The sequence below is a fragment of the Sorangium sp. So ce131 genome, assembly GCF_051519095.1.
Taxonomy (GTDB): Bacteria; Myxococcota_A; Polyangia; order Polyangiales; family Polyangiaceae; genus Sorangium.
In genome coordinates this window covers 3,746,020-3,771,502 of the sequence record NZ_CP150455.1, presented here as the reverse complement: position 1 = coordinate 3,771,502, position 25,483 = coordinate 3,746,020, and the positions used below count along the sequence as shown (strand labels likewise).

The window sequence follows — 25,483 nt, the reverse complement described above, 5'->3', positions numbered from 1 at the left end:
ATGAAGACCGAGCACAGAATCTACATCGCCCTCGCCGTCCTCGCGCTCCTCGGCCTGGGCGTGTACATCACGCAGAAGAAGAAGACCGAGCAGCTCTCCGCGCACTCGGCGACGGCCGCGACCGCGGATCTGCCGAGCGTCGGGGTGCCGAAGGACGACGTCGAGAAGATCACGAAGATCTCGATCAAGAACGCCGACAAGTCCGACGTGACGCTCGAGAAGAAGGGCGACGCGTGGGAGGTCACGCAGCCGGTGAACGCGAAGGCGAACGCGGCGAACGTGCGCAGCCTGCTCGACAACCTGAAGGAGCTCAAGCTGAAGGAGGTGATCGACCGGACGGCCGGCACCTACGGGCAGTACGAGCTCAACGACGACAAGGCGGTCCACGTCGTCGCGTACAAGGGCGACGAGAAGGCGCTCGACATGTACTTCGGCAAGAGCGGCTCGCGCGGGCAGATGGCGCGCGTCGCCGGCAAGGACGGGGTCTACGTCGCGGCCGGCTACTCGAGCTACCTGTACACGCGGGAGCCGAAGAACTGGCGCGAGACGTCGATCCTCAAGTTCGAGGACGACAACGTGATCCAGGCCTCCGTCGAGAACAAGAACGGCCTGTTCAGCTTCTCGAAGAACGGCGACAAGTGGTCCGGCACGTTCGCGCCGCGCGACAAGGGCGGCAAGATCGGCGCGCCCGCCCCGAAGTGGGAGAAGCTCGACGAGAACAAGGTGAAGGACCTCCTGCGCGGCTACCAGAGCCTCAACGCAGAGGACTTCGGCGACGCGAAGTCCGACACCGGGCTCGACAACGCGGCGACCGAGGGCGGCATCGTCAAGATCAAGCTCAAGGACGACGCCGGCGACTTCACCATCAAGGTCGGCAAGGTCGCGAAGGGATCGAGCCGCTACGCCGTGAAGGAGGGCGGCGACGGCACGATCTACGTGCTCTCGTCGTGGTCGGCCGACTGGGCCGTCGCGGACCAGAAGAAGTTCGAGAAGACCGAGAAGAAGGACGACAAGAAGGGCGACGACGCCCATGAGGCCCACGACGACGAGGCGAGCCACATGGATCTCGGCGGCGGCGAGTAGCCAGCCCCGTCGCGCGTGAGATCGGGAGGCGCCGGGAGACCGGCGCCTCTTCGTTTTTGTGCGCCGTCGATCCCCGCGCCACCGCATGGGCCGCGCCGCGGAACCGAGCCAGCGCGACGGCAACCGTGCTAAGCGGGCGCTCCAGCACGTCGGCGCTGCGCCTGGGCAGATTCGCCGCGGCCACACTGGGCGCCCTGCGCCCATCGCCTGCGAATCGAATTTCGCACCCCTGGGGCGATGTGACGAATTTTCGACGCACTCTGCGCACGGTTTTTCGTCATCTGACGCCCCCGTCGTGCGGGAATCCTGCGGAAAGCCTGCAATTTAACGTTTTCTGTTTGCCCTGGCCCGGATTTCGCTTATGGCTGGCGCGCACCGAAGTCCGGGTTGTCCTTGTCGGACAGCTCTGTCCATGCCGGGTAGCCAGGACTGCCAGAGAGCCATGCGAACCTTCGTCGAGGTCCTCCAGCAAAATGCGGCGCACGCCGCGCACGCCGATCGAGCGGTCAGGTTCGTTCGCAGCTCGGGGGAGGAGCGGTCGGTCACGTACGCCGAGCTCTGGCGCGAGGCGCGGCGCCGGGCGCGTGCGCTGCGCGCGCTCGGGCTCCGCAAGGGCGATCGGGTCGCCCTGATCCTGACCGAGGCCGACGAGTTCGTGCTCACCTTCGTGGGCGCGCTCACGGCGGGCATCGTCGCCGTGCCGATGTACCCACCGCAGTCGCTGGCCAAGCTCGAGGCCTACAGCGAGACGGTGCGGCACATCCTGGAGGCGTCCGGCGCCGGCGTGCTCGTCACGAACGAGCCGCTCAAGGAGATGATCGACGCATACCTCGCCGCGGTCGGCCAGGCCGGCGCGCCGCGGCTGCGCGTCGTCCTCGAGCGCGACGTCCGCGGGCCCGAAGGGCTCGACGCCGCCGAGGCGGAGGAGGCGTGGCAGGTGTCGCTCGACGACCTCGCGTTCCTGCAGTTCACGTCGGGGAGCACCTCGCGGCCCAAGGGCGTGATGGTGACGCACCGCAACCTGTCGGTGAACAGCCACGCGATCATGTTCGACGGGCTGCGCTCCACGCCGGAGGATCGCGGCGTCAGCTGGCTGCCGCTCTACCACGACATGGGGCTCATCGGCTTCGTCGTGGCCCCGCTGTACGCGCTCGTGCCGGTGATGTTCCTGCCGACGACGGCGTTCATCCGCCGCCCGTCGCTGTGGCTCGACGCGATCCACCGCTTCCGCGGCACGATCACCTTCGCGCCGAACTTCGCGTTCGCGCTCGCGACGCGCGCGGTCACCGACGCGCAGGCCGCGGGCTGGGACCTCTCCTGCCTGCGCGCGCTCGGGTGCGGGGCCGAGCCGATCCAGGCCGACGTGCTCCGCGCGTTCCTGGACCGCTTCGGCAAGCAGGGGCTCCGCCCGGAGAGCATCCTGCCCTCGTACGGCATGGCCGAGGCCACGCTGGCGATCTCCTTCAGCGACCTCGAGGCCCCGCTCACCACCGACCGGGTGGACGTGAAGGCGATGCAGGCCGGGAAGGCGCGCCCCGCGAACGGCGGCGCGGCGCTGGAGCTCGTGTCGTGCGGCCGCCCCCTCCCCTGCCACGAGCTGATCGTCGCGGGCCCGGACGGCGCGAAGCTCGGCGAGCGCGAGGTGGGCGAGATCTGGGTGCGCGGGCCCAGCGTCGCGGCCGGGTACTTCAACGAGCCGGAGCAGACCGAGGCGACGTTCGGCGGCGGCTGGCTGCGGACGGGCGATCTCGGCTATATCGCCGGCGGCGAGGTGTACATCTGCGGCCGCTCCAAGGACCTCATCATCCTGGGCGGCAAGAACTACTACCCCCAGGACATCGAGCGCGTCGCGTCCTCGGTGGAGGGGGTGCGCGACGGCCACTGCGCGGCGTTCTCCTGCCTCAGCGCCTCCGGCGCCGAGCGGGCCGTCGTGGTCGCCGAGGTCAAGCGGAGCGCCCCCGGCGTCGCGCAGGCGGTCCTCCAGGCCGTGCGCGCGGAGCTCGGGGTGCAGCTCTCCGAGGTCGTGACGATCAAGCGGGGGACGCTGGCGAAGACGTCGAGCGGCAAGGTGCGGCGCCGCGAGATGAAGCGGCGCTTCGAGGCCGGCGAGCTCGAGCTCGCCACGGACGCCGACGACGTCGAGGCGCGCTCGCCTCACGCCGGCGCGGACCGCGCGGGCGGCGCCGCAGCGAGAAACGATGGGGGCCGCGCGGGCGGCATCCCGGCACGTGTCGAAGGAGTTATCGATGGGATCCAGTAAGGCCGAGGTCGAGGTCAGCTACGACGTCTCGAACGAGTTCTTCAGGCTGTGGCTCGACGAGCGCATGAACTACACGTGCGCCGTCTTCGAGTCCCCCGATCAATCGCTCGAGGCCGCGCAGCTGAACAAGCTCCGGATCCTCTCGGACTTCGCCAAGGTGACGCCCGAGAAGAAGGTCCTCGACATCGGCTGCGGCTGGGGCGCGGCGCTCGAGTACGTGGCCACCACGCGCGGCGCGAAGCGCGCGGTCGGCGTCACGCTCTCCACCGCGCAGGCCGCGGAGGTGAACGCCCGCAAGATCCCCGGCGTCGAGGTGATCGGCGGCGACTTCCGCACGTTCTCGACGGCGGAGCGCTTCGACAGCCTCATCTCGATCTGCATGATCGACCACCTGTGCTCGCCCGAGGAGGCGCGCCAGGGCAAGGCGATCGACATCTACCGGGCCTACTTCAAGAAGGCCTGGGAGCTCACGAACAAGGGCGCGTGGTTCGGCCTCCAGACGATCCTCCGCAACCGGACGCCGCGGATGTCGCCCTGGGGCCCGCTCGCGGCCGGCACGAAGGCGGAGCTCGAGGACATCTACTTCGTGACCCGCGAGATCTTCCCGGGCGGCCTGAACCCGCGCCTCGAGGACATCATCCAGGCGGTGAACCCCTACTGGGAGGTGATCCAGGTGAACACGCGGCGCGAGCACTACCAGCGCACCACGGCGGAGTGGCTGCGCCGGCTCCGGCTGAACGAGAAGACCATCCGGTCGACGTGGGGGAACAAGGTCTTCGACGACTACGATCGTTACCTGTCGACGTGCGTGAACGCGTTCGACAAGCACTACAGCTCCCTCGCTCAATACGAGCTTCGCAGGATCGACTGAACCATGACGGACATGACCAAGCTGCTCGAGATGTTCAAGACGGTTGCCGCCCGCGTGGACAAGCGCGAGTTCCCCAACGTCACCGCGACGTCGGTGATCACGGAGCTCGGCATCGACTCGCTCTCGATGATGCAGATCGTCGGGGAGATGGAGACCGAGCTCGGGATCATGATTCCGGACGAGGATCTGGTCGAGCTCATCACCGTGGGCGACCTGTGCAAGAAGGTGGGAGAGCGCCTGGAGGCGAGCGCATGAGCCGGCTCGAGGAGAAGATCTTCCGGGAGTACATGACGTTCTTCGAGAAGGCGGAGCGCGAGCGCCGCTGGAACGTCTTCCAGGACATCCCCTGGGATCGCGTGAACAAGGACGCGAGCGAGGAGCTCGCGCTGTGCGCGGAGACGTTCTGCTCGGTGGAGATGTACCTGCCCGACTACGTGTCGAACGGCATCAACATCGTGCGGAGCTACTTCGGCCAGGCGTGGTTCCAGGCCAACTGGGCCTACGAGGAGTCGAAGCACTCGCTCACGCTGATGCAGTACCTCCTGCGCTCCGGCAAGCGCACCGAGGAGCAGCTCACCGACCTGCAGCACAAGATCTTCGCCAAGCAGTGGAACCTCCCGTTCCACACGCCGCGGCAGATGACGTTCTACGGGTGCGTGCAGGAGATGGCGACGTTCGTCATCTACGTGAAGCACCGGGAGCGGGCCGCGGCGGAGAGCGACGAGTGCCTGCGGGCGATCTACGACTACATCGCCCGCGACGAGATCGCGCACTGCCGCTTCTACCAGAGCGTGATCAAGGTGCTGCTCGAGGAGGACCGCCAGGGGACGCTCGCCGACATGGCGCACGTGTTCGCGAACTTCGAGATGCCGGGCGTCGGGATCGTCCCCGACTACGACTCGCGCATCCTGAAGATGCGCGAGGCCGGCGTGGATCGGAACGTGTTCATCCAGAAGGTGTACATGCCGATCCTGAAGTACCTCGGCGTGGGCCGGCACGAGATGCTCGCCGCCCAGCGCACCGCGCTCGACCTGCGCCGCGGCGGAGAGCGCCGGCGCGACACGTCGATCGAAGGACTCGCCCCGAGCCTCGACAGCGTCGCCCCCCAGGCGCTGTCCGCCTGAACCCTCACCCCCTCCCACCGAGAAGCCTGATGCGAAGGCGCGTCGTCGTGACCGGGATCGGCGCCGTCAGCCCGCTGGGCAACGACGCCGGGACCACCTGGAAGAACCTGCTCGCCGGCAAGTCCGGCGTGGACTACATCCGCGACTTTCCGGTCGAGAAGCTCCGCAGCGACATCGCCGCGAGCGTGAAGGGCTTCGAGCCCGGCAAGTACCTGTCCCCCAAGGAGGCGGACATCTACGGCCGGGTGACGCAGCTCAGCCTGGCGGCCGCCGTGGAGGCGCTGCGCGAGGCCGGCATCGCGCCGGTGCAGCGCGCGCCCGCGGAGCACGAGGAGGCGGCGGAGCGCGCGCGGCCGGGCGCGCCGGCGGCGGTCGCCGCGCCGGCGCCCGCCGGGGATGGCGGCCTCGACCGGACGCGCGTCGGGTGCCTGATGTCGACGGGCATGGGCTCGGTCGAGATCTTCGAGGAGCAGGTCGCGCGGAGCGCGGCGCGCGGCCCGCGGGCGGTGTCGCCGTACTTCATCCCGGGCGTCATGCCGAACGGCGCGGCCGCGCTCATCGCGATGCGCTACGGGCTGATGGGTCCGTCGTACAACCTCGCGAGCGCGTGCGCGACCGGCACGCACTCGATCGCCACGTCGGCGCTCATGATCGAGGCGGGCGAGGCCGACGTGATGGTCGCGGGCGGCGCCGAGGCCGCGACGCGGCTCAACACCGTCGCGGGGTTCGGCAACGCGAAGGCGCTGGCCCGCGCCGTCGACGGCGATCCGACGCGCGCGAGCCGCCCCTTCGACCGCCGCCGCCAGGGCTTCGTGATGGGCGAGGGCGCGGGCGCGCTCGTGCTCGAGGAGGAGCAGCACGCGCGGGCGCGCGGCGCGAGGCCGCTCGCCTACGTGGCCGGCTTCGGGATGACCACGGACGCGGAGCACCTCACGCGGCCCCACGCGGAGGGGCTCGGCCTCGCGCTCTCGCTCTCGCGCGCCCTCGCCCGCGCGGCGGTCGCGCCCGAGGCGATCGGGTACATCAACCCGCACGCGACCTCGACGCAGCAGGGCGACGCCGCGGAGATCCTGGCGCTGCGGCGCGTCTTCGGCGAGCGCCTCGCGCGCATCCCGATCTCGGCGACCAAGTCGATGATCGGGCACCTGCTCGGCGGCGCCGGCGCCGTGGAGACGATCGCGGTCGTGTGCTCGCTGCGCGACCAGCTGCTGCACCCGTCGATCAACGTGGATGAGCTCGATCCGGAGTGCTCCCTGGACGTCGTGCGCGAGCGTCGGGCGGTCGACGTGCGCTACGCGGTGAAGTGCTCGGCGGGCTTCGGCGGACACAACTGCACGCTCGTCCTGGAGCGGGCGTGAGCGTGCGGCGACGCGGTAGGTAGAACGACGAGCGCTGCGGCGGCGCGCCGCCCCGCCATGGCAGCGGGCGGCCGCACCGCCACGGCTGGCGGCTCCCCTCGCCCGGCGCTAGGTGGGCCTGATGTCAGCCCACACGAACCGGCTCGTGAACGAGTCGTCGCCGTACCTGCTGCAGCACGCTCACAACCCGGTCGATTGGTACCCGTGGGGGCCCGAGGCGCTCGACCGCGCCCGGAGCGAGGACAAGCCGATCCTCCTGTCCATCGGCTACGCCGCCTGCCACTGGTGCCACGTCATGGAGCGCGAGTCGTTCGAGGACGAGCCGATCGCGCGGCGCATGAACGAGCTCTTCGTGAACATCAAGGTCGACCGGGAAGAGCGGCCCGACCTCGATCACATCTACCAGCTCGTCGTGCAGCTCATGGGCCGGAACGGCGGCTGGCCGCTGACGGTGTTCCTCACCCCCGACCAGCGGCCGTTCTTCGCGGGGACCTATTTCCCGCCGCAGGACAAGTACGGCATGCCCGGCTTCCCGAAGGTCCTCGACGCGGTGGCGGACGCTTACCGGAACCGGCGCGGCGAGGTCGAGCTCCAGGCGAAGGAGATCACCGAGGCGATCGAGCACACGCAGCGCGCGCCCGGGCGCGCCGCGGGACCTTCGGGCGTCGTCGAGGCCGCCCCCTCGGATCTGCTCCGGCGCGCCTCGCGGCACCTGCTCGCGCGCTTCGACGACCGCCACGGCGGGATCGGGACGCGGCCGAAGTTCCCGAACACGATGGCGCTCGACGTCCTGCTCCGCCGCGGCGTGCTCGAGGGCGACCGCGTCGCGGCGGAGAGCGTCGAGCTCGCGCTCGACAAGATGCGCGAGGGCGGCATCTGGGATCACCTGCGCGGCGGCTTCCACCGCTACTCCACCGACGAGCGCTGGCTCGTGCCCCACTTCGAGAAGATGCTCTACGACAACGCGCTCCTCCTGCGGCTGTACGCCGACGGCTTTCGGGCGTTCGGCAAGCCCGCCTACGCCGAGACGGCGCGCGAGATCGTCGGCTACCTGTTCGCGGAGATGCGCGATCCGGAGGGCGGGTTCTACGCGTCGCAGGACGCCGACTCCGAGGGGATCGAGGGCAAGTTCTTCGTGTGGACGCTCGATCAGCTGCGCGCGGCCGTCGGCGAGGATCCGCTCGCGTACGACATGGCCCGCCTCGTCTTCGGCGTCACCGAGGAGGGCAACTTCGAGCACACCGGCGCGACGGTGCTCTCGCAGCACCGCACGGTGGAGCAGGCCGCGGCCGCCCTCGACGCCGGCGCGGGCGGCGGCTCGGCGGCGCACCTCGAGCGCTGCCGCGAGGCGCTCGCCCGCGCCAGGAGCAAGATGCTCGCGGCGCGCGAGCAGAGGCCCCGGCCGGCGCGCGACGACAAGGTGCTCGCGAGCTGGAACGGGCTGCTCCTCGGCGCGCTCGCCGACGCGGGCCGAGCGCTGGATGAGCCCGCCTGGGTCGACGCCGCGGCGCGCGCGTTCGTGGTCTTCGAGCGGAAGCTCCTCCGCGGCGGCCGCGTCGGCCGTTACCTCAAGGACGGCGTCCCCGTGGGCGCGAAGGCCGCCGGATCCGCGGCGAGCGAGGTGAGGCCGGGCTTCCTGGACGACCAGGCGTACCTCGGCAACGCGGCCCTCGACCTCTACGAGGCCACCGCCGACCCGCGGTACATCGACGCCGCGCGCGCGATCGCCGACGCGATGATCGCCCACCACTGGGACGAGCCGTCGCGCGGGTTCTTCTTCACGCCCGACGACGGCGACGCGCTGATCGCGCGCACGCAGGACATCTACGATCAGGCGGTGCCGTCGGCCGCCTCGATGGCCGCGCGCCTCTGCCTGCGCCTGTCCGACGTCGCCGACGAGCGCTACCTTCCCCCCGCCGAGCGGCAGCTCGAGGCGCTCGCGCAGCCCGCGCTCGAGAACCCGTTCGGCCTCGGCCAGACGGTGTGCGTGCTGGATCACCTGGCGCGCGGCAGCGTGACGGTCGTCGTGGTCGGTGACGCCGTCGCGGCGGCGACCCGCGAGCTCACGCGCGAGGCGTTCCGGGCCTACCTGCCGAACCGCATGATCGCGGTCGTGGATCCGGCGCGCCCGGAGAGCGCCGCGGCGGTGAGGGTCGTCGCCGAGGGCAAGCCGGCGCGCCCCGGGGAAGCCGTCGCGTACGTCTGCCGAGGGCGGTCGTGCTCGGCGCCCGTCACGACGCCGGCCGAGCTCAAGGCGCTGCTGCGGTCGTGCGACACGCGTTGAGCTCGCACGGGCCCCGGCCGGGGACGCCGCTGCAGGTGCACCCGGAGACGGGGCCGGGCGCGTGGGTCTGCGCGCAGCCGCGCCCGAACCCCTCGGCGCGCGCGTCGCTCGGCGAGCAGACCTCCACGGACAGCCTCGAGTCGTCGTCGAAGTCCGTGACGAACGTGCACGTGCAGAGGTAGGGCGTGCCCCGCTCGGGGCTGCAAGCGAGCGCGAGGGCGGCGCAGAGCAGCGCCCCCTCGCGCGCCGCGCGGCGGCTACGGCGTGACGGTGTTCCCACCCTTGTCGCCGGCCTTGGTGCCGCCCGTGGTGCTGTCGCGGATGTGGAACTCGACGCGGCGGTTCTTCTGGCGCCCGGCCTCGGTGTTGTTGGTCTCGATCGGCCGCCTCGGCCCGAAGCCCGCGGCGGTGAGCCGCTCAGGATCGATGCCGCCCCGCTCGATCAGGTACGTCCTCACCGAGTGCGCGCGGTCGTTCGAGAGCTTCTCGTTGAGCTGGTCGGGGCCGCGGTTGTCCGTGTGGCCCTCGATCGCGACCAGCGTGATCTCCGGGTTCACCTTGAGGAGCCGCACGACCTCGTCGAGGATCGCGTAGCTGTTCTGCAGGATCCTCGCGCTGCCGGTCGCGAACTGGACCTGCTTCAGGATCTGGATCTCGCTCGACCCGGTGATGCGGCGGATGAACTGCGGGCAGCCGTTCTTCGCCGGCTCGGGGCTCGGCTCGCCCGGCTCCTTCGGGCAGGCGTCCTTCGCGTCGGCGATCTGATCCTGGTCGGCGTCGTCCTCCGGGCAGCCGTCGCGATCGTCGATCTTGTCGAAGTCCTCCGGCTGATCCGGGCACTTGTCGCTGCTGTCGGGGATGCCGTCGCCGTCGCGATCCGGCAGCGCCGGGCAGCCGTCGTCGGGGTTCGGCGGCTTGCCGTCCTCGGGATCCGTCGGGCAGAGGTCGATGTCGTCCGGGAGGCCGTCCTTGTCGGTGTCCGCGCTGCGCGGCGGGGCCGCCGTGAAGCGCCTGCCGGGCGACACGGGCTCGACGTCGGAGATGCCGAACGCGTAGCCGATGACGCCGACCAGCCTGAAATCCGGCGCGTACCCACCGCTGAGCCGCGTTCCTCCGCCGATCCCGGCCCACGCCTTCTTCTTCTCGTCCAGCGCGATGCGCCCCTCGGCCATCCACTCGACCGGGGTGTTGTCGCCGGTGAACGTCGTGCCCCGACCGACGCCGGTCGACCCGAAGATCTGCGCGCCGAGCCGCAGCTTGCCGTCCCGGAGCGGCACGAAGCCGCCGAGCCCCCAGGTCCACTCGTTCGACACGTTGAAGTCGTTGAGCGAGGCGAACGGGCGGAAATGCAGCCCGGTGTTCAGGACGAAGAACATCGACTTGAAATCGAGCTCGCCCGAGAGCCCGAGGCTCGCGCTCGCGCTGTGGTCGCCGGCGAACGACTTGTCGCCGCCCGTCGGCACCCACGCCGCCGCGTTCACGCCGAGCTTGAAGAAACGATCCTCGGAGCGGTACAGGATCGCGCGCGCGTCGAGCCGCAGGTCCATGATCGCGGCGGTCGACGGGCTCGCCGCGTCCTCCGCGCCGGCGACGTCCGAGTCGTTCGTGCGGTCGCTCGTCTGGAACGCGATGATCGGCAGCCCCACCTGGACGCCGAAGCGGTCGAGGAACTCGACGCCTCCGTTGAGGTAACCGATGAGCTGAGAGGACACCGGCTCGCCGTTGGCCCGGCTGAACCGATCGGCGGCGCGCGGGTCGTTCAGCATGTTCTCGACCCGGAAGGGGTTCATGCCGAAGCCGAGCCCGAACTGCCCGAAGAAGCGCGTCTCCGGCGCCACCTGAGGGCGCCAGAGCGCGATCGAGTCCTGGGGGGCGCCGGCCATGTACAGCCGGTCTAGATAGAACGTCGTGACCTGGGCGCTCGCCGGGAGCACGCCCAGGAACAGCGCTCCCGCCGCAGCAGCGCCCAGGGCGCGCCGCTTGACGCTCCGCGCAGTCACGTGCTGCCTCTCCGCCTCTTGTCCTCCGGTGCGCGCCAATTTCCCTCCTGTGACCCGTCTTGAACGGCCGTCGCGGTCGATCGGAGGCTACACGCTACACTAGGCGCCCAGAAAGGTGAGAGAGAACGGCGAATCGTGGCCGGGCTGCGCCGTCCGGTGTTGACCTGGGCGAGACCTCGTGCTTTCTTGCGCGCCCCGCTCGACGCGCGGCCTGGAGCCGCCGTTCGCGATACAGCAGCCAAGGGACCACAGCCATGAAGCGCACCTACCAGCCCCACAACACCCGCCGCGCCCGGACCCACGGCTTCCGTGCGCGCATGGCGACCGCCGGCGGTCGCAAGGTCATCAACAACCGCCGCCGCAAGGGCCGCGCCCGGCTCGCGCCCACCATCTACAAGAAGTAGCCCCGCGCGATGGCGAACGCAGCGCGCCCGCGCTCGCCGTCCTCGCCTTCGTCGTCTTCCTTCCCGCGGACGAGGCGGATCCGCAAGCGCGCCGATTTCGTCCGCATCCAGAACGGTGGCCACCGCGTCACCACCCGCCACCTGCTGGTCCTCGTCGCAGCGCCCCCGCGCAGCGCGACCGAAGTCGCGACGGGCGCGCCCTCCTCGCCCCCGGGCGGGCCGTCTCGGCTGGGCCTCGTCGCCTCGCGCAAGGTCGGCGGCGCCGTGGCCCGCAACCGCGCGAAGCGCCTGCTCCGAGAGGCCTACCGGAGGTTCCCGGAGCTCTTCCCGGAGCGCGTCGACATCGTGGTGATCCTGCGCACAGGCGCAGGGGCGCTCGGGCTGGACGACGTGCTGGCGGAGCTGCGCAGCGTGGTCCCGGTGCTCCGCCGCCGGGCGCGCGACGCGCTCGCTGCGCAGGGATCGCCGAGCGCAGGCCCGCGAGCGGCGTCGCCGCCGGACCGAGGGGGCGACGGAGGAAACGAGAACGAGGAGGAACCGCCCGCCCGACCCAGAGCCCGACCCAGAGGAAGATGAGGCCGAGCCTTGCGCGGTCGTGCGCTGCGACCCAAGATCCGGCCTTCCTCCTGGCCGTCGCATGCTGGCGAAGCTCCTCCTCGCGCTGATCCGCGTCTACCAGGTGACGCTCTCCAGGCTCATCGTGGCGGTGATGGGCCCGGTCTGCCGGTTCGAGCCCTCGTGCTCCCGCTACGCCGCGGCCTGCATTGTCGGTCACGGAGCGCTTCGGGGGAGCTTGCTTTCGCTCAAGCGACTGTGTAGGTGTCACCCGTTTCATCCGGGCGGGTTCGACCCTCCGCCACCACCTCGACTTCGCCGTGACGCGGCGGCCCAGATGCCGCCGCGACGGGACGCTGACCCGCACGATACGGCACGCAGTTCGTCTACTGGCACGGAGCTCGCCTCGCACGCCGGGTGAGCGGCTCCAGCGGCCTGGCCACTCTCATGGACTGATCCCGCGCGATCGCCGGCGAGCCCGGCGGTGCAGCCCGAAAGGCACAGAGCGGAGCCCCCCGGAGCCACCCTGGGCAGCCTCGTGAGGCGTCATGAGACTCTCAGCAGCACACGGCGCGGATCGAGATCCTGGGATCGACGAAGGACTTCATGGAACGCAGCAATCTCGTCAAATGGCTGTTCGTCGGCCTTGCCATCTTCCTGTTCATCCAGTTCGGCCAGCCGCTCCTCTTCGGCAGCTCCGCGGATAAGCTCCAGCCGCTCGACGTCAACGACAGCACCGCCCCGGCAGAGCGCGCCCCGGCGGAGGCCTGTGTCATCGACGGCGATCGCTTCCGGGCCGAGCTGTCCACCCGGGGCGGGTCGGTCCGGCACCTCTGGATGACCGACCCGAAGTACACGACCGGAAACGGCGAACGCCGGCCGATGGACCTGGTCACGACGTCGCTCGAGTCGCGGATGCCCCTCAGGACGGACCTGCGCCTGCCGGGCGGCAGCGCGGCGCAGGTGCCGTTCGACGATCTCGACTGGAAGCTCTCGGCGCAGGACGGCAAGAGCTGCACCTTCACCTACACCGACGACGCGACGCGGCTCACCAAGGTGATCGCCGCGACCGGGCGCCCGTTCGAGCTCTCGCTCCAGCTGACGGTCGAGAACACCGGCCAGGAGCCGCGCAAGCACCGGCTCGCGCTCGAGCAGACCGCGTGGCGGACCCAGAAGGAGACGGAGGGCCACCTCGGCCTGATCTCGGAGTGGATCACGGAGACGGTCGCCGCGACCGACCAGAAGACGGAGCGACAGCACCCGGACGCCTTCGAGCCCGACGACTTCAAGGACAAGGAGTTCACGTCCGAACGCTGGCGGCGCACGCCGGGCGCCGCGCGCTTCGTCGCGGTGTCGAGCAGCTACTTCAGCAAGATCGCCATCCCGCAGGAAGGGCCCGCGGCGCCCGTGGCCGAGACGCAGATCGAGGAGATCTGGAACACGGCGAGCTTCCCCCAGAAGTCCAAGGACCCGGCCCATGGGCACGTCTACCGCGCGCGGCTCGCCTACCCCGAGCACGAGCTCGCGCCCGGCGGCGCGGTGACCTACAAGGTCCTCTCCTTCACCGGCCCGAAGGAGCGCGACGTGCTCGGCGCCGTGGGGCACGGGACGAGCGAGGTCATCAACCTCGGCTGGTTCTCGCCGATCGCGAAGCTCCTCGTCTCGTACCTGTACGTCCTCTACCGCGCCGTCGGCAGCTGGGGCTGGGCCATCTGCCTGCTCACCATCACCGTCCGCCTCCTGCTCTTCCCGCTGAGCATCCAGCAGATCAAGAGCGCGGCGGCGATGCGCAAGCTGAAGCCGGAGATGGACGAGATCAACGCGAGGTACAAGGACGACGCCGCCCAGCGCGGCCTCGCGATGCAGGAGCTGTGGCGCAAGAACAAGGTGGCGAACCCGGTCGTCGGCTGCTTCCCGATGCTGCTCCAGATGCCGGTGTGGTTCGCCCTCTACACCGCGCTGCAGACCGCGGTCGAGCTCTACCACACCCCGTTCGGCCCCGTGATCCCCGACCTGTCGGCCCCGGGGAAGTACTTCATCATCCCCATCGTGCTCGGCGCCTCGAGCTTCATCCAGCAGAAGCTCATGCCCCCGCAGGGCGATCCGGCGCAGCAGAAGATGATGATGTACCTCATGCCCGGCATCTTCACCGTCATGATGCTCTTCCTCCCGGCCGGCCTCGGCGTGTACATGCTGACGAACACCTGGCTCGGCATCGGGCAGCAGGTGCTCGTCGAGCGGTACCTCAAGGCCCGGGACCAGCGGGCCGGAGGCATCGAGGTGAGGGAGGTCGCGAGCGCGGAGCCCCAATCCGCGCTGAAGAAGGCTCCGGGTGACGACGACAAGTCGGCGCCTGCTCTCGGAAAGGGAAAAGCACGTGTCCGTGGATAGTGAAGCTGCCGAAAGGGGAATCGACGCGGCGGACGTCGATGCAGAGGCGCAGGGCGCTGACGACGCGGTCGAGGCCGAGTTCGTGGAGGATGGGCGCGCCGACGTCGCGCTCGACTTCGTGATCGACGTGCTCGCGGCGATGGGCATGGACTGCACCGTCGACCTCCTCGAGAACGAGGAGGAAGATCCGCCCGAGGAGATCCGCCTCGAGATCGAGGGGAAGGACGCGGGCCGCGTGATCGGCAAGAAGGGGCAGACGCTCTCGGCGCTGCAGTTCCTCGCCAACCGCGTGATCAACCGGCCCGGCAAGAAGCGGCGCCACGTGATCATCGACGCCGAGGGCTACCGGCAGCGCCGCGAGGACACGCTCTCTTCCATGGCGCGGCGGCTGGGCAAGCAGGCGGTCGAAGAGGGCAAGATCATCACCTTCGAGCCGATGAACCCGCAGGATCGCCGCGTCGTCCACCTGGCGCTGGCGAAGTTCCCCGGCGTCGTGACGAAGAGCGACGGCGAGGGCGAGGCCCGCCGCGTCCAGATCATCCCCGTCCGCCGCTGAGGCCGGGGGATCGGCGCGCGCAGCCGCGCCGATCCCGGCGTTGACACCGGATCGCCCGCATGCATAATGCCGCACCTCTCCGGTACCCCCCCGGGGGGAGCGCGGAAATGCGCTCGCGCCCAAGCTCCCGGAGCTGGAGACGGGCCGCGCCCCGTGTGTTCACGGCGTCCACGGCGTGAAGCACGGGAGCCGCACGCGGCGCCCGCTCCGCCGGCCGAGCCCACGCACGGCGGCGACCCTGCACCCTCTTGAGCAGGGGACCGCGAAGACGGACCCCGACCCTTTGAAGGATTGACCATGCAGACCTCGAACATCCTGGCGAAGATCGAAGCCCCCCTGTTCCGCGAGGGGATCCCGGACTTCCGGGTCGGCGACACGGTGCGAGTCCACTACCGGATCGTCGAGGGCGAGAAGGAGCGCATCCAGGTGTTCCAGGGCGTCGTGCTGAAGCGCCACCGCGCGGGGGTCCGCAGCACCTTCACGGTGCGCAAGGTGAGCTTCACGGTCGGCGTCGAGCGCATCTTCCTCCTCCACAGCCCGCGCATCGACAAGGTCGAGATCGTCTCGCGCGGCGTCGTCCGCCGCTCGCGGCTGTTCTACCTGCGGAGCCTCGCCGGCAAGGCCGCCCGCGTCCGCGACGCGAAGGACTGATCTTCGCCGGCCGGCGCCCCGGCCGAGCACAGGAATGCTCCGCAGACCCGGCCGCCCTTGGTGAACGGCCGGGCTTCGGCTTCCATCGATCGTCGAACGACCCCAGCGCAACGCCCGGGCTCTTGCGCGCCTGGCGGCCAGGCTGCGGCGCGATGCCGCGCTGCATGGCGCGCTGCAAGAACAGGCCGCATTCCCGGCCGCCAGCAAGGATTCCCGCATACTTCTTCTTGATCCTCGGCCGAGCGCCCACGGTATGCTCGCGGCGGCGGTGCCCCAGCGCCGCGAAACCCGAGAAGGATCACCATGCTCTGTCCGCGTTGCGGTGCGCCCGCGACCCCCGCCGATAAGTTCTGCGCTGTGTGCGCCTCGCCGCTCGGCCCGCCTGGGCCTGGTGCGTTCGGGGCGCCGCCGCCTCCGCCGCCTCCGCCTCCGTATCCTGCCCCGGGCTTCGGCTCACCTCCCGAGCCTCCTCCCAACTTCGGCTCGCCCAGCGGGGGTTTTGGTCCGCCCCCGCCCGCGCCCTTCGGAGCTCCTCCGCCGCCTCCGCCTCCGGTTTTCCCTGCGGGTCCCGAGGGTGGTCCTGCCGGCTTCGGCCCGCCGCCGCCGTTCGGCTCGCAGCCCGGCGGCTACGGCGCGCCGCCCCAGCCTCCGCCGCCGATCAAGCCGCCGCCCTTCCCGCCGGAGCCGCCGGGGTTCGGCGCCCCGGGAGGCGGCTACGGCCAGCCCCCGGGCTTCCCGGAGCAGGTGAGCGGTTACCCCGTGCCCCCGGCCCCTCGGCCGGGCTTCGGCCCGCCGCCCGCGCCGCCGCCGCCGCAGCAGCCGCAGCAGCAAGGCGCGCGCTGCGTGCAGGGGCACGCCATCCCGCCCGGCGGCTCGTTCTGCATCGAGGGGGGCCACCCGATCGCCCTCGACGGGATCCAGGTGAGCGGCGACCCCTTCAACCAGACGGCCTATGCGCCCGGCGGAGGTCAGTCCGCGCCGCCGCCCCCGCTCGCGCAAGGCGGGGCGCCCCCGCCGCCGTTCGCGGGGATGGGCGGCTACGGCGAGCCGCCGATGCCCCAGCAGATCATGCACGTGCCGGCGCCGCCGCCCCCGTACGTTCCCCAACCTCCGGGGATGCGCTCGCCGAGCCATACGCCCGCGCCGCCGAGGCTCTCGGGGCACGAGAGCCGCCGCGCCCTCGCGGGCTTCCTCGTCAGCTTCCAGGACGATCCGCTCGGGCGGTTCTGGCCGCTCTGGCAGGGCAAGAACGTCGTCGGCCGCGCCGAGACAGGGCAGAAGGTCGACATCGAGATCGCCCACGGGACGACCTCGACGCACCACGCGACGATCGAGATCGACGGCGGCCGCATCCTCCTCGCCGACCTCGGCTCGACCAACGGGACGTTCCACAACGAAGAGGCGATCGGCTTCCAGGGCCGGCGCGAGCTGCGCGATGGCGACAAGGTCCGCTTCGGCGGCTTCAGCGTCATCCTGTTCAGCGTGGCCGCGCGGGCCTGACGGCCCCACCGCACGAGGAGAGCGTTGCCGAGCCTGGCCCCCTTCCCCCGCGACGTTCGACCGGCACCTGGCGCCCCGGCCAGGCTGCGTGAAAACCAACCGGATGGCCGCCGCCCGTGCGCGGCGGCCGCCCCGCTCGCGCGGGGAGCGCTCCTCTGCTCCCCCGCGATCGCTGGAGATCCCCACGCATGACTCCCTCTCATGACGCGACTCGCCCGATCCACCCCTTCCGCGCCCTCGCCCGCCGCAAGGGGCGCGGGGCCAACGCCGCGCTCCGCGCGACGCTGCTCGCGCTCGCGGCCGCGCTGCTCGCGCTGCTCGCGGGGCAGCGCCGCGCCGAGGCGGCGCCCGAGGCGCACCTGCTCCGCATCGACCCGCGCGCGAGCACCGTGGACGGCTCGCCCGTGCTCACGACCGTGCTCGAGGTCGTGCAGAACAAGCGCCTCAGCGACCTCACCCGCAACTGCGCCGCGCTCACGGGCGACGCGAACCTCGACTGCGTCGCCGACGCGATGGAGCAGCCGTCGGCGCTCTACTCGTCCTTCGACTTCCCGGACAAGAACGCGATCTTCTCCGTCACGGTCGACGGGACGGATCTGCCCGCGAAGTTCGAGTCGAAGGCCCGCTGGGGCGACAGCGCCGGCCAGCCGGGCGTCGGGACGGCGTGGCTCATCCTGATCGACGCCGCGTCGAGCATGGGCAACCGGTTCGACGAGGCGAAGGCGGTGGCGAGCGCGTTCGTGAACGCGATGCAGCCGAACGACATCGTCGACGTGATGTTCTTCAACGACCGCGGCGTCGTCGAGGACTCGAAGTGGGTGAGCAACAAGCAGACGGCGGCGCAGACCATCGCCGGCGCCGCGCGCACCTACCCGACGCAGGGCCGCACGCGCCCGCTCTTCACGATCATCAAGAACGCCGCGACCGACGCGTTCAAGGAGCTCGGCAACGCCGGGCAGGGCGTCGCGGTGCCGATGCACCAGGCGATGGTGGTGCTCTCGAACGGCTCCGCCGGCGCGGATCCGAGCTCGACCGCCGCGGCGTCGAACCTGCTCCGGGACTACCTGACGAAGGGGCGGTTCCCCGAGAACAACGACGTCCTGCCGAAGACGCCGGTGCCCGTCATCTCCATCTGGTTCCCGAGCCGGCTCGTCGAGGAGTTCACGGCGAACGCGCGCGAGTTCATGGAGGGGATGGCCAACACCGAGATCGGCGGCTTCTTCACCGTGGTGCGCGACGGCCAGCAGCGGCGCGCGGCCAACATCGTCAACGCGATCCGCACCCGCTTCAACAAGATGCACATCGTGAAGTGGCGGGTCTCGTGCGTCGCGCCGAGCATCACGCAGACGTTCAAGCTCGCCTTCATCAACACGGATCCGCCGATAGCCGGAGACGCCACCTTCCAGAACGTCCCCGTCGGCATCGACCCCACCGCGTGGCCGCTCGACGTCGACCGCGAGGCGACCGATCGCGCGGCGAAGAAGTCGCCCCTCTACCCCGGCGGCACCGTCAAGATCTTCGGCAACTTCTGCTGGGGCGGCAACGCGCAGCGGGCCGAGATCTACATGGTCCCGAAGAACCAGGCCGCGCCGCAGTCGCTGCAGGGCGGCAGCCTCGACGACGCCAAGAAGGCCCAGCGGACGCTGATCGAGAGCGGGATGCGCGGCAAGGCGATCACGGCGGGCGACAGCGTCGTCGAGTTCGAGCTGCCGGACACGGACAAGTTCCTCGTGGGCAAGGGCGACCAGATGACGGCGCGCCTCATCGTCTACGACAACCAGGCGCGGCGGACGAGCGCGGTCACGGCCGACAAGATCCTCACGCTGAAGGCGAAGGAGGCGCCGCTGCCCTACCTGCTCATCGGCGGCGTGACCTTCGGCGGGGTCGTCATCGTGCTGCTGCTCGTCTCGATCTTCCGCGGCGGCGGGCGGCGCCGCGGCGCGGCGGCGGCGGCGCCTCCGCCGAGGCCCATCGTCGCGGGCGGGGGGCCCGGGCCCTTCGCCGCGCCGCCGCCGCCGCCTCCCCCCGGCGACTTCGGCTACGGCGGCGGCCCGGTGATGGGAATGGCGCCGCCCGGCGGGGCCAGCCGGGCGACGCTGGCCGGCGCGGCGGGCATCTTCACGGTGCACCCCGGCATCGAGATGCGCGCCGGGCGCGACGGCGCCGCGTGTCAGATCCTGCTCTCCGAGCCGCGCGTCTCCGGCACCCACGCGAGCGTGAAGCTCGAGGCGGGCCAGCTCTTCGTGCGGGACGAGGGCTCGAACAACGGCACCTACGTGAACGGGCAGCGCATCGCCGCCGCCGTGTGGACGCCCGTGCCCCCGGGCGCGGCGTTGCGGTTCGGCCCCGTCGAGTTCAGCGTGCGTTTGGAGTAGCGTGATCCGGGGCCCGGCCTCACGCCCCGACGGATGCCCCGCGATGATGCCCCCGATCGAGCCCTCCCTGCGCCTCAAGATCGAATTCGCCCAGCACAGCGATCCGGGCCGGGATCCCAACAAGCAGGTCAACGAAGACGCGTGCGGCTACGCCGAGACCAAGTTCGGTCACCTCTGCGTCCTGTGCGACGGCATGGGAGGCCACTACGGCGGGAGCGAGGCGAGCCGCACCGCGATCAAGACCATCTTCGAGGTGATCGAGCAGACGCCGGCCACGGCGGCGCCGGGCGCGGCGCTCAAGGCCGCGATCGAGGAGGCCGGGCGCCGCGTCTACCGGCTGGGCGGCCAGGCGGAGAACCGGGTCCGGCCCGGCTCGACCGCGGTGGCGATGCTCCTCCACGACGCCGGCGTCGACGTCGCGCACGTGGGCGACAGCCGCGCCTACGTGATCCGGGCCCACCAGATCTACCCGCTCACGCGCGACCACTCGATGGTGCAGAGCATGATCGACGCGGGCATGATCACCGAGGCCCAGGCGATCGGTCACCCGGACGCGAACAAGATCACGCGCGCGCTCGGGATGAAGCCGGAGGTGGAGGTCGAGGTCCGCCCCGAGCCGATGGAGCTGTACCCGGGCGACGTGCTGATCCTCGCGAGCGACGGCCTCACCGACCTCGTGCTGAGCGCGGACATCCTCGGGTGCACGCGACAGGCGCTCGCGTCGGGCCCGGTCGATCACGCGTGCAGGATGCTCGTGCAGCTCGCCAACAGCCGGGGCGGTTACGACAACATCACCGTCCAGATGGCCCGCGTGATCGACGCGGGCAACCGCTCGCAGACGATCGCGCACGGGCCGCCCGGGGTCGCCGGCGACAGCGGCGGCGGCGGCGGCGAGGCGCAGCGCACGTCGGGTCCGCTGGAGACCGTCGCGATGACGAGGCCGGACGAGGCCGCGGCGAGCCAGCGGGGCCCGGCGAAGGCGCCGCCGGGCCAGAGCCACGGGGCACCGGCGGCCGCGGGCGCGGCGGGCGCGCCGGCAGCTGCGGCCGCGCCCGCGGCAGGCGCCCCGTGGGCGCCCGTGCCGCCGACCGCGACCGACGCGCCCGCCGGCGTTCGACCCACCGCGACCGACGCGCCCGCCGGCGTTCGACCCACCGCGACCGACGCGCCGACGGCGGTGAGCCCGCCGGCCCTGGCCGACGCGGCTGCAGCAGGCCCCGCGGCGACCGGAGCGGCGACGGCCGCGCGCGCAGCAGCCGGCGGAAGCGCCGCTGCGGCGGGCGCAGAGACCAGAAGCAGCGCCCCGCTCCTGGCGGCGACGGCCGACGACAGCGCCCCCGTCCTGGCGGCGACGGCCGACGACAGCGCCCCCGTCCTGGCGGCGACGGCCAGCGACGGCGCCCCTGCCGTGGCCGCGACGGCCAACGACAGCGCGCCGGTCGTGGCGCCGACGGCCATCGACGGCACGTTCGCCCTGACCCCGACGGCCACGGACAACCTGCCCGGCGTGACCCCGGCGGCCAACCCCGGCGCGCCTGCATTGCGCCCGACCGCGGTGGACGCCGCACGGATGCAGCCCCTGACCGTGCCGGGAGCCCCGGTGCAGGCGCCAGCGCCGTACCCGATCGCGCCCGACGCGCCCGCCGTGTTGTCTCCGCTTCCCCTGAGCGCTCCCGCCGTCTCCACGCCGCACCCGATCGCCCCCGGCCCGGCACCTCACGCCGCCGCCGGCATTCCACCTCATGCGGGCGCCCCCGGCGCGCCGCCTCCCCCGGGCGCAGCACATCATCCCGGCGCTCAGGCCGCCCCGCCCTACCCCGGCGCCCCCGGCGCCCCGCCCTACCCGGGCCCCCACGGCGCGCCGCCCTACCCGGGCCCCCATGGCGCGCCGCCCTATCCGGGCCCCCATGGCGCGCCGCCCTACCCCGGCGCCCCCGGCGCCCCGCCCTACCCGGCCCCCCACGGCGCGCCGCCCTACCCGGCTCCCCACGGCGCGCCGCCCTACCCCGGCGCCCCCGGCGCGCCGCCCTACCCGGGCCCCCATGGCGCTCCGCCCCACCCGGGCCCTGCCTTCGGCGCCCTGGCTCCTCCAGCAAGCCCGGACGCCCCCGGGGCTGCGGCGATCCCCGCGCAAGGCCACGCGGCGGCGCCCGGCGGCCTTGCTGCCGGCGCCGCCCCGCCGCCTCACCTCGCGCACGCGCCGCCGAACGCTCAGGGCTACGCCGCGACCGGGCCGCGTGCCGGGCACGCGCACGAGCCCGCGCCGGGCTTCTCTGGCCCCCTGTCGACATCCACGACGACGCTCCCGAGCACCCTGCGCTCCCCGCGCGCCGGTCTCGTCCTGCTCATCGCCGGCGTCTCCGTCGTGGTCGTCGTGCTGATCGCCCTCCTGCTGTGGAAGCTGACCTCGGGCTGAACGCCGGAAGCGGCCAGACGCAGCCAGAGCAGCGAGGACGGCGCCCCTTCCACCGCGAAATGCGATTGAAGAAACCCAGGATTCCGGATTAGCCTAGGTCTCCGGAGGTGGCTCCATGCCTGGAGACCAGGAGATCGAGTACGGAGACGACACGGACAGCGCCCCAGCCGACAGGGACGATGAGCCCGAGTCGGCCCGCACGCTTTCTCTCGAGGAAGCCCGCGCCGGCTTCATGCTCCTCGACCTGTGATGATGCGGTGATCCCCCCGGCGCCGCAGCCGTAGGCGCCGCAGCCGTAAACGACGCTCCGCTTCGACGCCCTGTCCGCCCCGCAGGCGAGCCTCTGACGCCGCGCCCCCGATCACCGCGCGCACCGCGCCGCGCGAACCAGGATCGTCGCTCCCCTCGCCCACCTCCGCGACCGGCGCCGCGCCGCCGGCGAGCGACGAAGAGCGCGGGATCGCCGGGCGCGCCTCTTTCCTTGCCCTCCCCGACCGCCTGTGGTGAAACGCGGGCCGCATGATCCCGGGGCTAGGCAAACAAAGCATCACGATCGGCAGCGCTCCTACCTGCGATGTGGTGCTCGTCGCTCCCGGCGTCCTGCCCGAGCACGCGCGCATCGTCAACCAGGGCGGCGGCAAGTTGTCCTTCGCCTGCGGGCAGGGGCCCGCGTCGGCGAACGGGAGGCCGCTCGCGCCGGGGGAGCAGGTCCCGTTCGACTTCCGCACCCAGTTCGTCGTCGCGCAGACGCCCGTCCCGCTCAACCACCCGGCCATCACGCTGATGCTGGCGTCGCCCGGCACGCTCGCGCCCGCGCCCGGCCAGGTCGTGATCGGGCGCGACCCCGCGCGCGCCTCCCTGGTGCTCCAGCACCCGAGCGTCTCCAGCCAGCACGCGACGGTCACGCTCGATCGCATGATGGTCATCGACCACAACTCCACGAGCGGCACCTACGTGGGCGCGCAGCGCATCCCGCCCGGCGCGCCGACCCCGATCGATCCGCAAGGCGCCGTCGCGTTCGGCCCCGTCCCGGTCCAGGTGTCCCTGCTCGTCCAGCTCGCCCAGGCCGCGCGCCAGTCGGCGCTGCCCCCGGGGCACGGCGCCGCGCACTCCCCGAGCGCCCTGCCGCCGCAGCCCGCGCCCGGCGGCTACGCGCCGCCGCCGCAGCCCGCGCCCGGCGGTTACGCGCCGCCGCAGCCCGCGCCGGGCAGCTACGCGCCGCCGCCGCAGCCCGCGCCCGGCGGTTACGCGCCGCCGCCCGCGGCCGGCGGGTACACGCCGCCCCCCGCGCACGCGGCGTCGTCCGGGCCCGCCGCCGGCGCGCCCGGCAAGAAGAACAAGACCGTCCTCGGCCAGCTCGACTTCTCCGGCGGCGGGCCGAACGTCAAGAAGATCGGGCGCACCCCCGACAACGACATCGTGCTCGCCCACCCGCAGGTGTCGAGCCACCACGCCCTGCTGCACTCGCTGAACGGCCAGCTCTACGTCGAGGACCGCGGCAGCGCCAACGGGACCTACGTCCGCGGCAACCGCATCGCGCCCGGCCAGAAGATCGCCGTGCAGAGCGGCGAGAAGATCTACATCGGGCCCATGCCCCTCCAGATCGAGATGGGGGGCGCGGGCGCCGTCGAGCTCGTCCAGGAGGAGTACGCCGCCGATCGGTGGGCGGGGCGCCCGCTCTACGAGATCGAGGCGTGGAGCCTCTCGCTCCAGGTCCCCGACCGCGACAACCCCCAGGAGCAGAAGACGCTGCTCGACAACGTGTCGTTCAAGGCGCTGCCGGGCGACATGATCGCGCTCATGGGGCCGTCGGGCGCCGGCAAGACGACGCTCCTGCTCACGCTGAACGGCTACCTGCCGCCGACGAGCGGCGTCGTCCGCATCAACGGCGAGGACCTCTACAACATCTACGACACGCTCCGCGGCTCCATCGGCTACGTGCCGCAGGACGACCTCGTGCACCCGGAGCTCACCGTCTTCGAGGCGGTCCGCTACAGCGCGAAGTTCCGCCTCCCGCCCGACTACACCGAGGCGGAGATCGACGCGCGCGTCGAGCAGACGATCAAGGACCTCGGCCTGGAGGGGGTCAAGAACCTGCAGATCGGCAAGCCCGAGAACAAGATCCTCTCGGGCGGGCAGCGCAAGCGCGTCAACATCGCGCTCGAGCTCGTCACCGACCCCGTCATCCTCTTCCTCGACGAGCCGACCTCGGGCCTCGCCGCCGACGACACGACCGCGCTGATCAGCCTGCTGCACGACCTCACGAAGGCGACCGGCAAGACGATCATCATGACGATCCACCAGCCGGCGAAGGACGAGTTCGAGAAGTTCAGCCACGGGCTCATCCTCGGCTACGGCGGCATCCCGATGTTCTTCGGGCCGACCCGGCCCGACGCCTACCGCTTCTTCGGCAGCTGGAAGGAGCGGCTCGGCCAGCCCAACGACGTCGACAACCCGCGCGACATGTTCGAGATGCTCGCGCTCCGGGAGCGGCCCATCTTCGAGCAGCTCCGCGCGCGCAACCCGAACGTGTCGCGCGGCGAGGCGCGGAAGCTCGCGGCGATCGAGTGGCGCAAGGAGTTCTTCAGCGACGCGAACCCGACGTACCGGAAGATGTACTCCGGCCGCCGGGAGATCGGCACCGGCCAGGGGCAGCGCGGCATCCCGGCGGGCCGCGCCACGACGAAGGGGCAGCTCGGGCTGCTCCTGTCGCGCTACTTCAAGGTGAAGATCCGCGACGTCGGCGGCACCGCGATCATGCTCCTCCAGGCCCCGATCATCGGCGTCCTGCTCGCGATCGTGTTCGGCGGGCAAGAGAAGGCGATCCCGGCCTGGTGCCTCGGCGCCCTCCAGGAGCTCGGCCGCCGCGCCGGCGGCGGCGACCAGCAGGCCGACGTGCTCAAGGGCATGGAGGCCACCACCGATCACACCGCCGCGATCTTCTTCCTCATCGTCGCCGCGGTCTGGTTCGGGACCTCCAACGCGGCGCGCGAGATCGTCAGCGAGCGGGCCATCTACCTCCGCGAGCGCATGGTCAACCTGGGCCTCGTCAACTACGTGCTCTCGAAGTACCTGCTGCTCGCCGCGTTCTGCGTCATCCAGTGCACCGTCCTGCTCGCGATCGTGTTCTTCGCGCTCGGCTTCCACGGCGGCGCGCAGGCGTTCGCCATGCAGCTCGCCGCGCTGACCGCGACCTCGCTCAGCGCCGTCGCGCTGGGGCTCCTCCTCTCCACGGTGGTCGCCTCGTCCGAGGCGGCGATGGCGCTCACGCCGATCGCGCTGATCCCCCAGGTCGTCCTCGGCGGGCTCATGGTGCCGATGACGACCGTGCCGCACCTCCGGCCGCTCATGTACATCATCCCGGCGCGGTGGGGCTTCGAGGGCGCGATCGCGCCGGAGCGGCTCGCCATCGCCGGCGACCCGGCCTGGGTCATCGATCTGCACCGCAACGACTCGAGCCCCGCGGACTTCATCGAGGGTGGAAAGTTCAAGTGCTCGATCGCGCAGATGGCGGCCGACAACTACGCGGGCGCGTGGGGTTTCACCTCGTACGACCAGACCTGGGTGCCGTTCGCGGTGCTCTCCGGGATGACCCTGCTGCTCCTCGTCACGCTCTGCGTGTTCCTCAAGCGGCGCGATCCGGTGTGACCTCGTG

At 71.7% G+C, this 25,483-nt stretch carries 20 protein-coding genes; 18 read left to right on the top strand and 2 right to left on the bottom strand.

Annotated features, from left to right (window positions below; genetic code table 11):
* From WMF43_RS13970 to WMF43_RS13940, 7 genes are all read left to right on the top strand, one after another.
* Window positions 1-1,083, top strand: a complete 1,083-nt coding sequence (locus WMF43_RS13970; protein ID WP_437680569.1) for a DUF4340 domain-containing protein — start codon at window positions 1-3, stop codon at window positions 1,081-1,083.
* Window positions 1,084-1,525: 442 nt separating this feature from the next.
* Window positions 1,526-3,343, top strand: a complete 1,818-nt coding sequence (locus WMF43_RS13965) for a fatty acyl-AMP ligase (protein ID WP_437680567.1) — start codon at window positions 1,526-1,528, stop codon at window positions 3,341-3,343.
* The gene (locus WMF43_RS13960) at window positions 3,330-4,214 is read left to right on the top strand and encodes a class I SAM-dependent methyltransferase (RefSeq protein WP_437680565.1); all 885 of its coding nucleotides are present in this window, start codon (window positions 3,330-3,332) and stop codon (window positions 4,212-4,214) included. The genes WMF43_RS13965 and WMF43_RS13960 overlap by 14 nt, the downstream gene beginning before the upstream one ends.
* A gap of 3 nt (window positions 4,215-4,217) precedes the next feature.
* The gene (locus tag WMF43_RS13955; protein ID WP_104979718.1) at window positions 4,218-4,469 is read left to right on the top strand and encodes an acyl carrier protein; all 252 of its coding nucleotides are present in this window, start codon (window positions 4,218-4,220) and stop codon (window positions 4,467-4,469) included.
* The gene (locus WMF43_RS13950) at window positions 4,466-5,338 is read left to right on the top strand and encodes an acyl-ACP desaturase (protein WP_437680563.1); all 873 of its coding nucleotides are present in this window, start codon (window positions 4,466-4,468) and stop codon (window positions 5,336-5,338) included. The genes WMF43_RS13955 and WMF43_RS13950 overlap by 4 nt, the downstream gene beginning before the upstream one ends.
* 29 nt (window positions 5,339-5,367) lie before the next feature.
* Window positions 5,368-6,696: a beta-ketoacyl-[acyl-carrier-protein] synthase family protein gene (locus tag WMF43_RS13945; RefSeq protein ID WP_437680561.1), complete on the top strand. Its 1,329-nt coding sequence runs from the start codon at window positions 5,368-5,370 to the stop codon at window positions 6,694-6,696.
* 121 nt (window positions 6,697-6,817) lie between these two features.
* A complete protein-coding gene (locus WMF43_RS13940) occupies window positions 6,818-8,980 on the top strand; it encodes a thioredoxin domain-containing protein (protein ID WP_437680559.1) in 2,163 nt (720 codons plus the stop codon).
* On the opposite strand, the gene WMF43_RS13935 is transcribed toward WMF43_RS13940, so the two are convergent.
* Together WMF43_RS13935 and WMF43_RS13930 are read right to left on the bottom strand one after the other, a co-directional pair.
* On the bottom strand, window positions 8,946-9,260 hold the full coding sequence (locus tag WMF43_RS13935; RefSeq protein ID WP_437680557.1) for a hypothetical protein: 315 nt from the start codon (window positions 9,258-9,260) through the stop codon (window positions 8,946-8,948). The two genes, WMF43_RS13940 and WMF43_RS13935, sit on opposite strands and share 35 nt — an antisense overlap.
* Window positions 9,238-10,980: an OmpA family protein gene (locus WMF43_RS13930; RefSeq protein WP_437680555.1), complete on the bottom strand. Its 1,743-nt coding sequence runs from the start codon at window positions 10,978-10,980 to the stop codon at window positions 9,238-9,240. The genes WMF43_RS13935 and WMF43_RS13930 overlap by 23 nt, the downstream gene beginning before the upstream one ends.
* Before the next feature lie 254 nt (window positions 10,981-11,234).
* On the opposite strand from WMF43_RS13930, the gene rpmH reads away from it, so the two are divergent.
* The 11 genes from rpmH to WMF43_RS13875 all read left to right on the top strand — a co-directional run bounded on the left by rpmH (window position 11,235) and on the right by WMF43_RS13875 (window position 25,476).
* Complete coding sequence (rpmH, locus tag WMF43_RS13925; RefSeq protein WP_012235155.1) at window positions 11,235-11,384, top strand: 50S ribosomal protein L34; 150 nt, start codon at window positions 11,235-11,237, stop codon at window positions 11,382-11,384.
* Window positions 11,385-11,393: 9 nt separating this feature from the next.
* Complete coding sequence (rnpA, locus tag WMF43_RS13920; RefSeq protein ID WP_437680554.1) at window positions 11,394-11,960, top strand: ribonuclease P protein component; 567 nt, start codon at window positions 11,394-11,396, stop codon at window positions 11,958-11,960.
* A gap of 61 nt (window positions 11,961-12,021) precedes the next feature.
* On the top strand, window positions 12,022-12,360 hold the full coding sequence (gene yidD, locus WMF43_RS13915; RefSeq protein WP_437680552.1) for a membrane protein insertion efficiency factor YidD: 339 nt from the start codon (window positions 12,022-12,024) through the stop codon (window positions 12,358-12,360).
* 185 nt (window positions 12,361-12,545) lie between these two features.
* Entirely contained in the window at window positions 12,546-14,330 is a 1,785-nt protein-coding gene (gene yidC / locus WMF43_RS13910; protein WP_437680550.1) for a membrane protein insertase YidC, read from the top strand.
* Window positions 14,323-14,886, top strand: a complete 564-nt coding sequence (locus WMF43_RS13905; RefSeq protein ID WP_437680548.1) for a protein jag — start codon at window positions 14,323-14,325, stop codon at window positions 14,884-14,886. The genes yidC and WMF43_RS13905 overlap by 8 nt, the downstream gene beginning before the upstream one ends.
* Window positions 14,887-15,183: 297 nt before the next feature.
* Window positions 15,184-15,537, top strand: a complete 354-nt coding sequence (gene rplS, locus WMF43_RS13900; RefSeq protein WP_437639017.1) for a 50S ribosomal protein L19 — start codon at window positions 15,184-15,186, stop codon at window positions 15,535-15,537.
* Between the two features lie 303 nt (window positions 15,538-15,840).
* The gene (locus WMF43_RS13895) at window positions 15,841-17,037 is read left to right on the top strand and encodes an FHA domain-containing protein (protein WP_437680546.1); all 1,197 of its coding nucleotides are present in this window, start codon (window positions 15,841-15,843) and stop codon (window positions 17,035-17,037) included.
* A gap of 188 nt (window positions 17,038-17,225) precedes the next feature.
* Window positions 17,226-19,412 (top strand): FHA domain-containing protein, encoded by a 2,187-nt coding sequence (locus WMF43_RS13890; protein ID WP_437680545.1) that lies wholly within the window; start codon window positions 17,226-17,228, stop codon window positions 19,410-19,412.
* A 43-nt stretch (window positions 19,413-19,455) separates the two neighbouring features.
* Entirely contained in the window at window positions 19,456-21,828 is a 2,373-nt protein-coding gene (locus WMF43_RS13885; RefSeq protein WP_437680543.1) for a protein phosphatase 2C domain-containing protein, read from the top strand.
* A 115-nt stretch (window positions 21,829-21,943) separates the two neighbouring features.
* Window positions 21,944-22,078: a hypothetical protein gene (locus WMF43_RS13880; protein ID WP_437680541.1), complete on the top strand. Its 135-nt coding sequence runs from the start codon at window positions 21,944-21,946 to the stop codon at window positions 22,076-22,078.
* Window positions 22,079-22,347: 269 nt separating this feature from the next.
* Window positions 22,348-25,476 (top strand): FHA domain-containing protein, encoded by a 3,129-nt coding sequence (locus tag WMF43_RS13875; protein WP_437680539.1) that lies wholly within the window; start codon window positions 22,348-22,350, stop codon window positions 25,474-25,476.
* Window positions 25,477-25,483 lie beyond the last annotated feature (7 nt).

Coding starts and splice junctions, on each gene's coding strand:
- WMF43_RS13970 (WP_437680569.1), top strand. CDS start 1: ATGAAGACCGAGCACAGAATCTACATCGCCCTCGCCGTCCTCGCGCTC.
- WMF43_RS13965 (WP_437680567.1), top strand. CDS start 1,526: ATGCGAACCTTCGTCGAGGTCCTCCAGCAAAATGCGGCGCACGCCGCG.
- WMF43_RS13960 (WP_437680565.1), top strand. CDS start 3,330: ATGGGATCCAGTAAGGCCGAGGTCGAGGTCAGCTACGACGTCTCGAAC.
- WMF43_RS13955 (WP_104979718.1), top strand. CDS start 4,218: ATGACGGACATGACCAAGCTGCTCGAGATGTTCAAGACGGTTGCCGCC.
- WMF43_RS13950 (WP_437680563.1), top strand. CDS start 4,466: ATGAGCCGGCTCGAGGAGAAGATCTTCCGGGAGTACATGACGTTCTTC.
- WMF43_RS13945 (WP_437680561.1), top strand. CDS start 5,368: ATGCGAAGGCGCGTCGTCGTGACCGGGATCGGCGCCGTCAGCCCGCTG.
- WMF43_RS13940 (WP_437680559.1), top strand. CDS start 6,818: ATGTCAGCCCACACGAACCGGCTCGTGAACGAGTCGTCGCCGTACCTG.
- rpmH (WP_012235155.1), top strand. CDS start 11,235: ATGAAGCGCACCTACCAGCCCCACAACACCCGCCGCGCCCGGACCCAC.
- rnpA (WP_437680554.1), top strand. CDS start 11,394: ATGGCGAACGCAGCGCGCCCGCGCTCGCCGTCCTCGCCTTCGTCGTCT.
- yidD (WP_437680552.1), top strand. CDS start 12,022: ATGCTGGCGAAGCTCCTCCTCGCGCTGATCCGCGTCTACCAGGTGACG.
- yidC (WP_437680550.1), top strand. CDS start 12,546: ATGGAACGCAGCAATCTCGTCAAATGGCTGTTCGTCGGCCTTGCCATC.
- rplS (WP_437639017.1), top strand. CDS start 15,184: ATGCAGACCTCGAACATCCTGGCGAAGATCGAAGCCCCCCTGTTCCGC.
- WMF43_RS13895 (WP_437680546.1), top strand. CDS start 15,841: ATGCTCTGTCCGCGTTGCGGTGCGCCCGCGACCCCCGCCGATAAGTTC.
- WMF43_RS13890 (WP_437680545.1), top strand. CDS start 17,226: ATGACTCCCTCTCATGACGCGACTCGCCCGATCCACCCCTTCCGCGCC.
- WMF43_RS13885 (WP_437680543.1), top strand. CDS start 19,456: ATGATGCCCCCGATCGAGCCCTCCCTGCGCCTCAAGATCGAATTCGCC.
- WMF43_RS13880 (WP_437680541.1), top strand. CDS start 21,944: ATGCCTGGAGACCAGGAGATCGAGTACGGAGACGACACGGACAGCGCC.
- WMF43_RS13875 (WP_437680539.1), top strand. CDS start 22,348: ATGATCCCGGGGCTAGGCAAACAAAGCATCACGATCGGCAGCGCTCCT.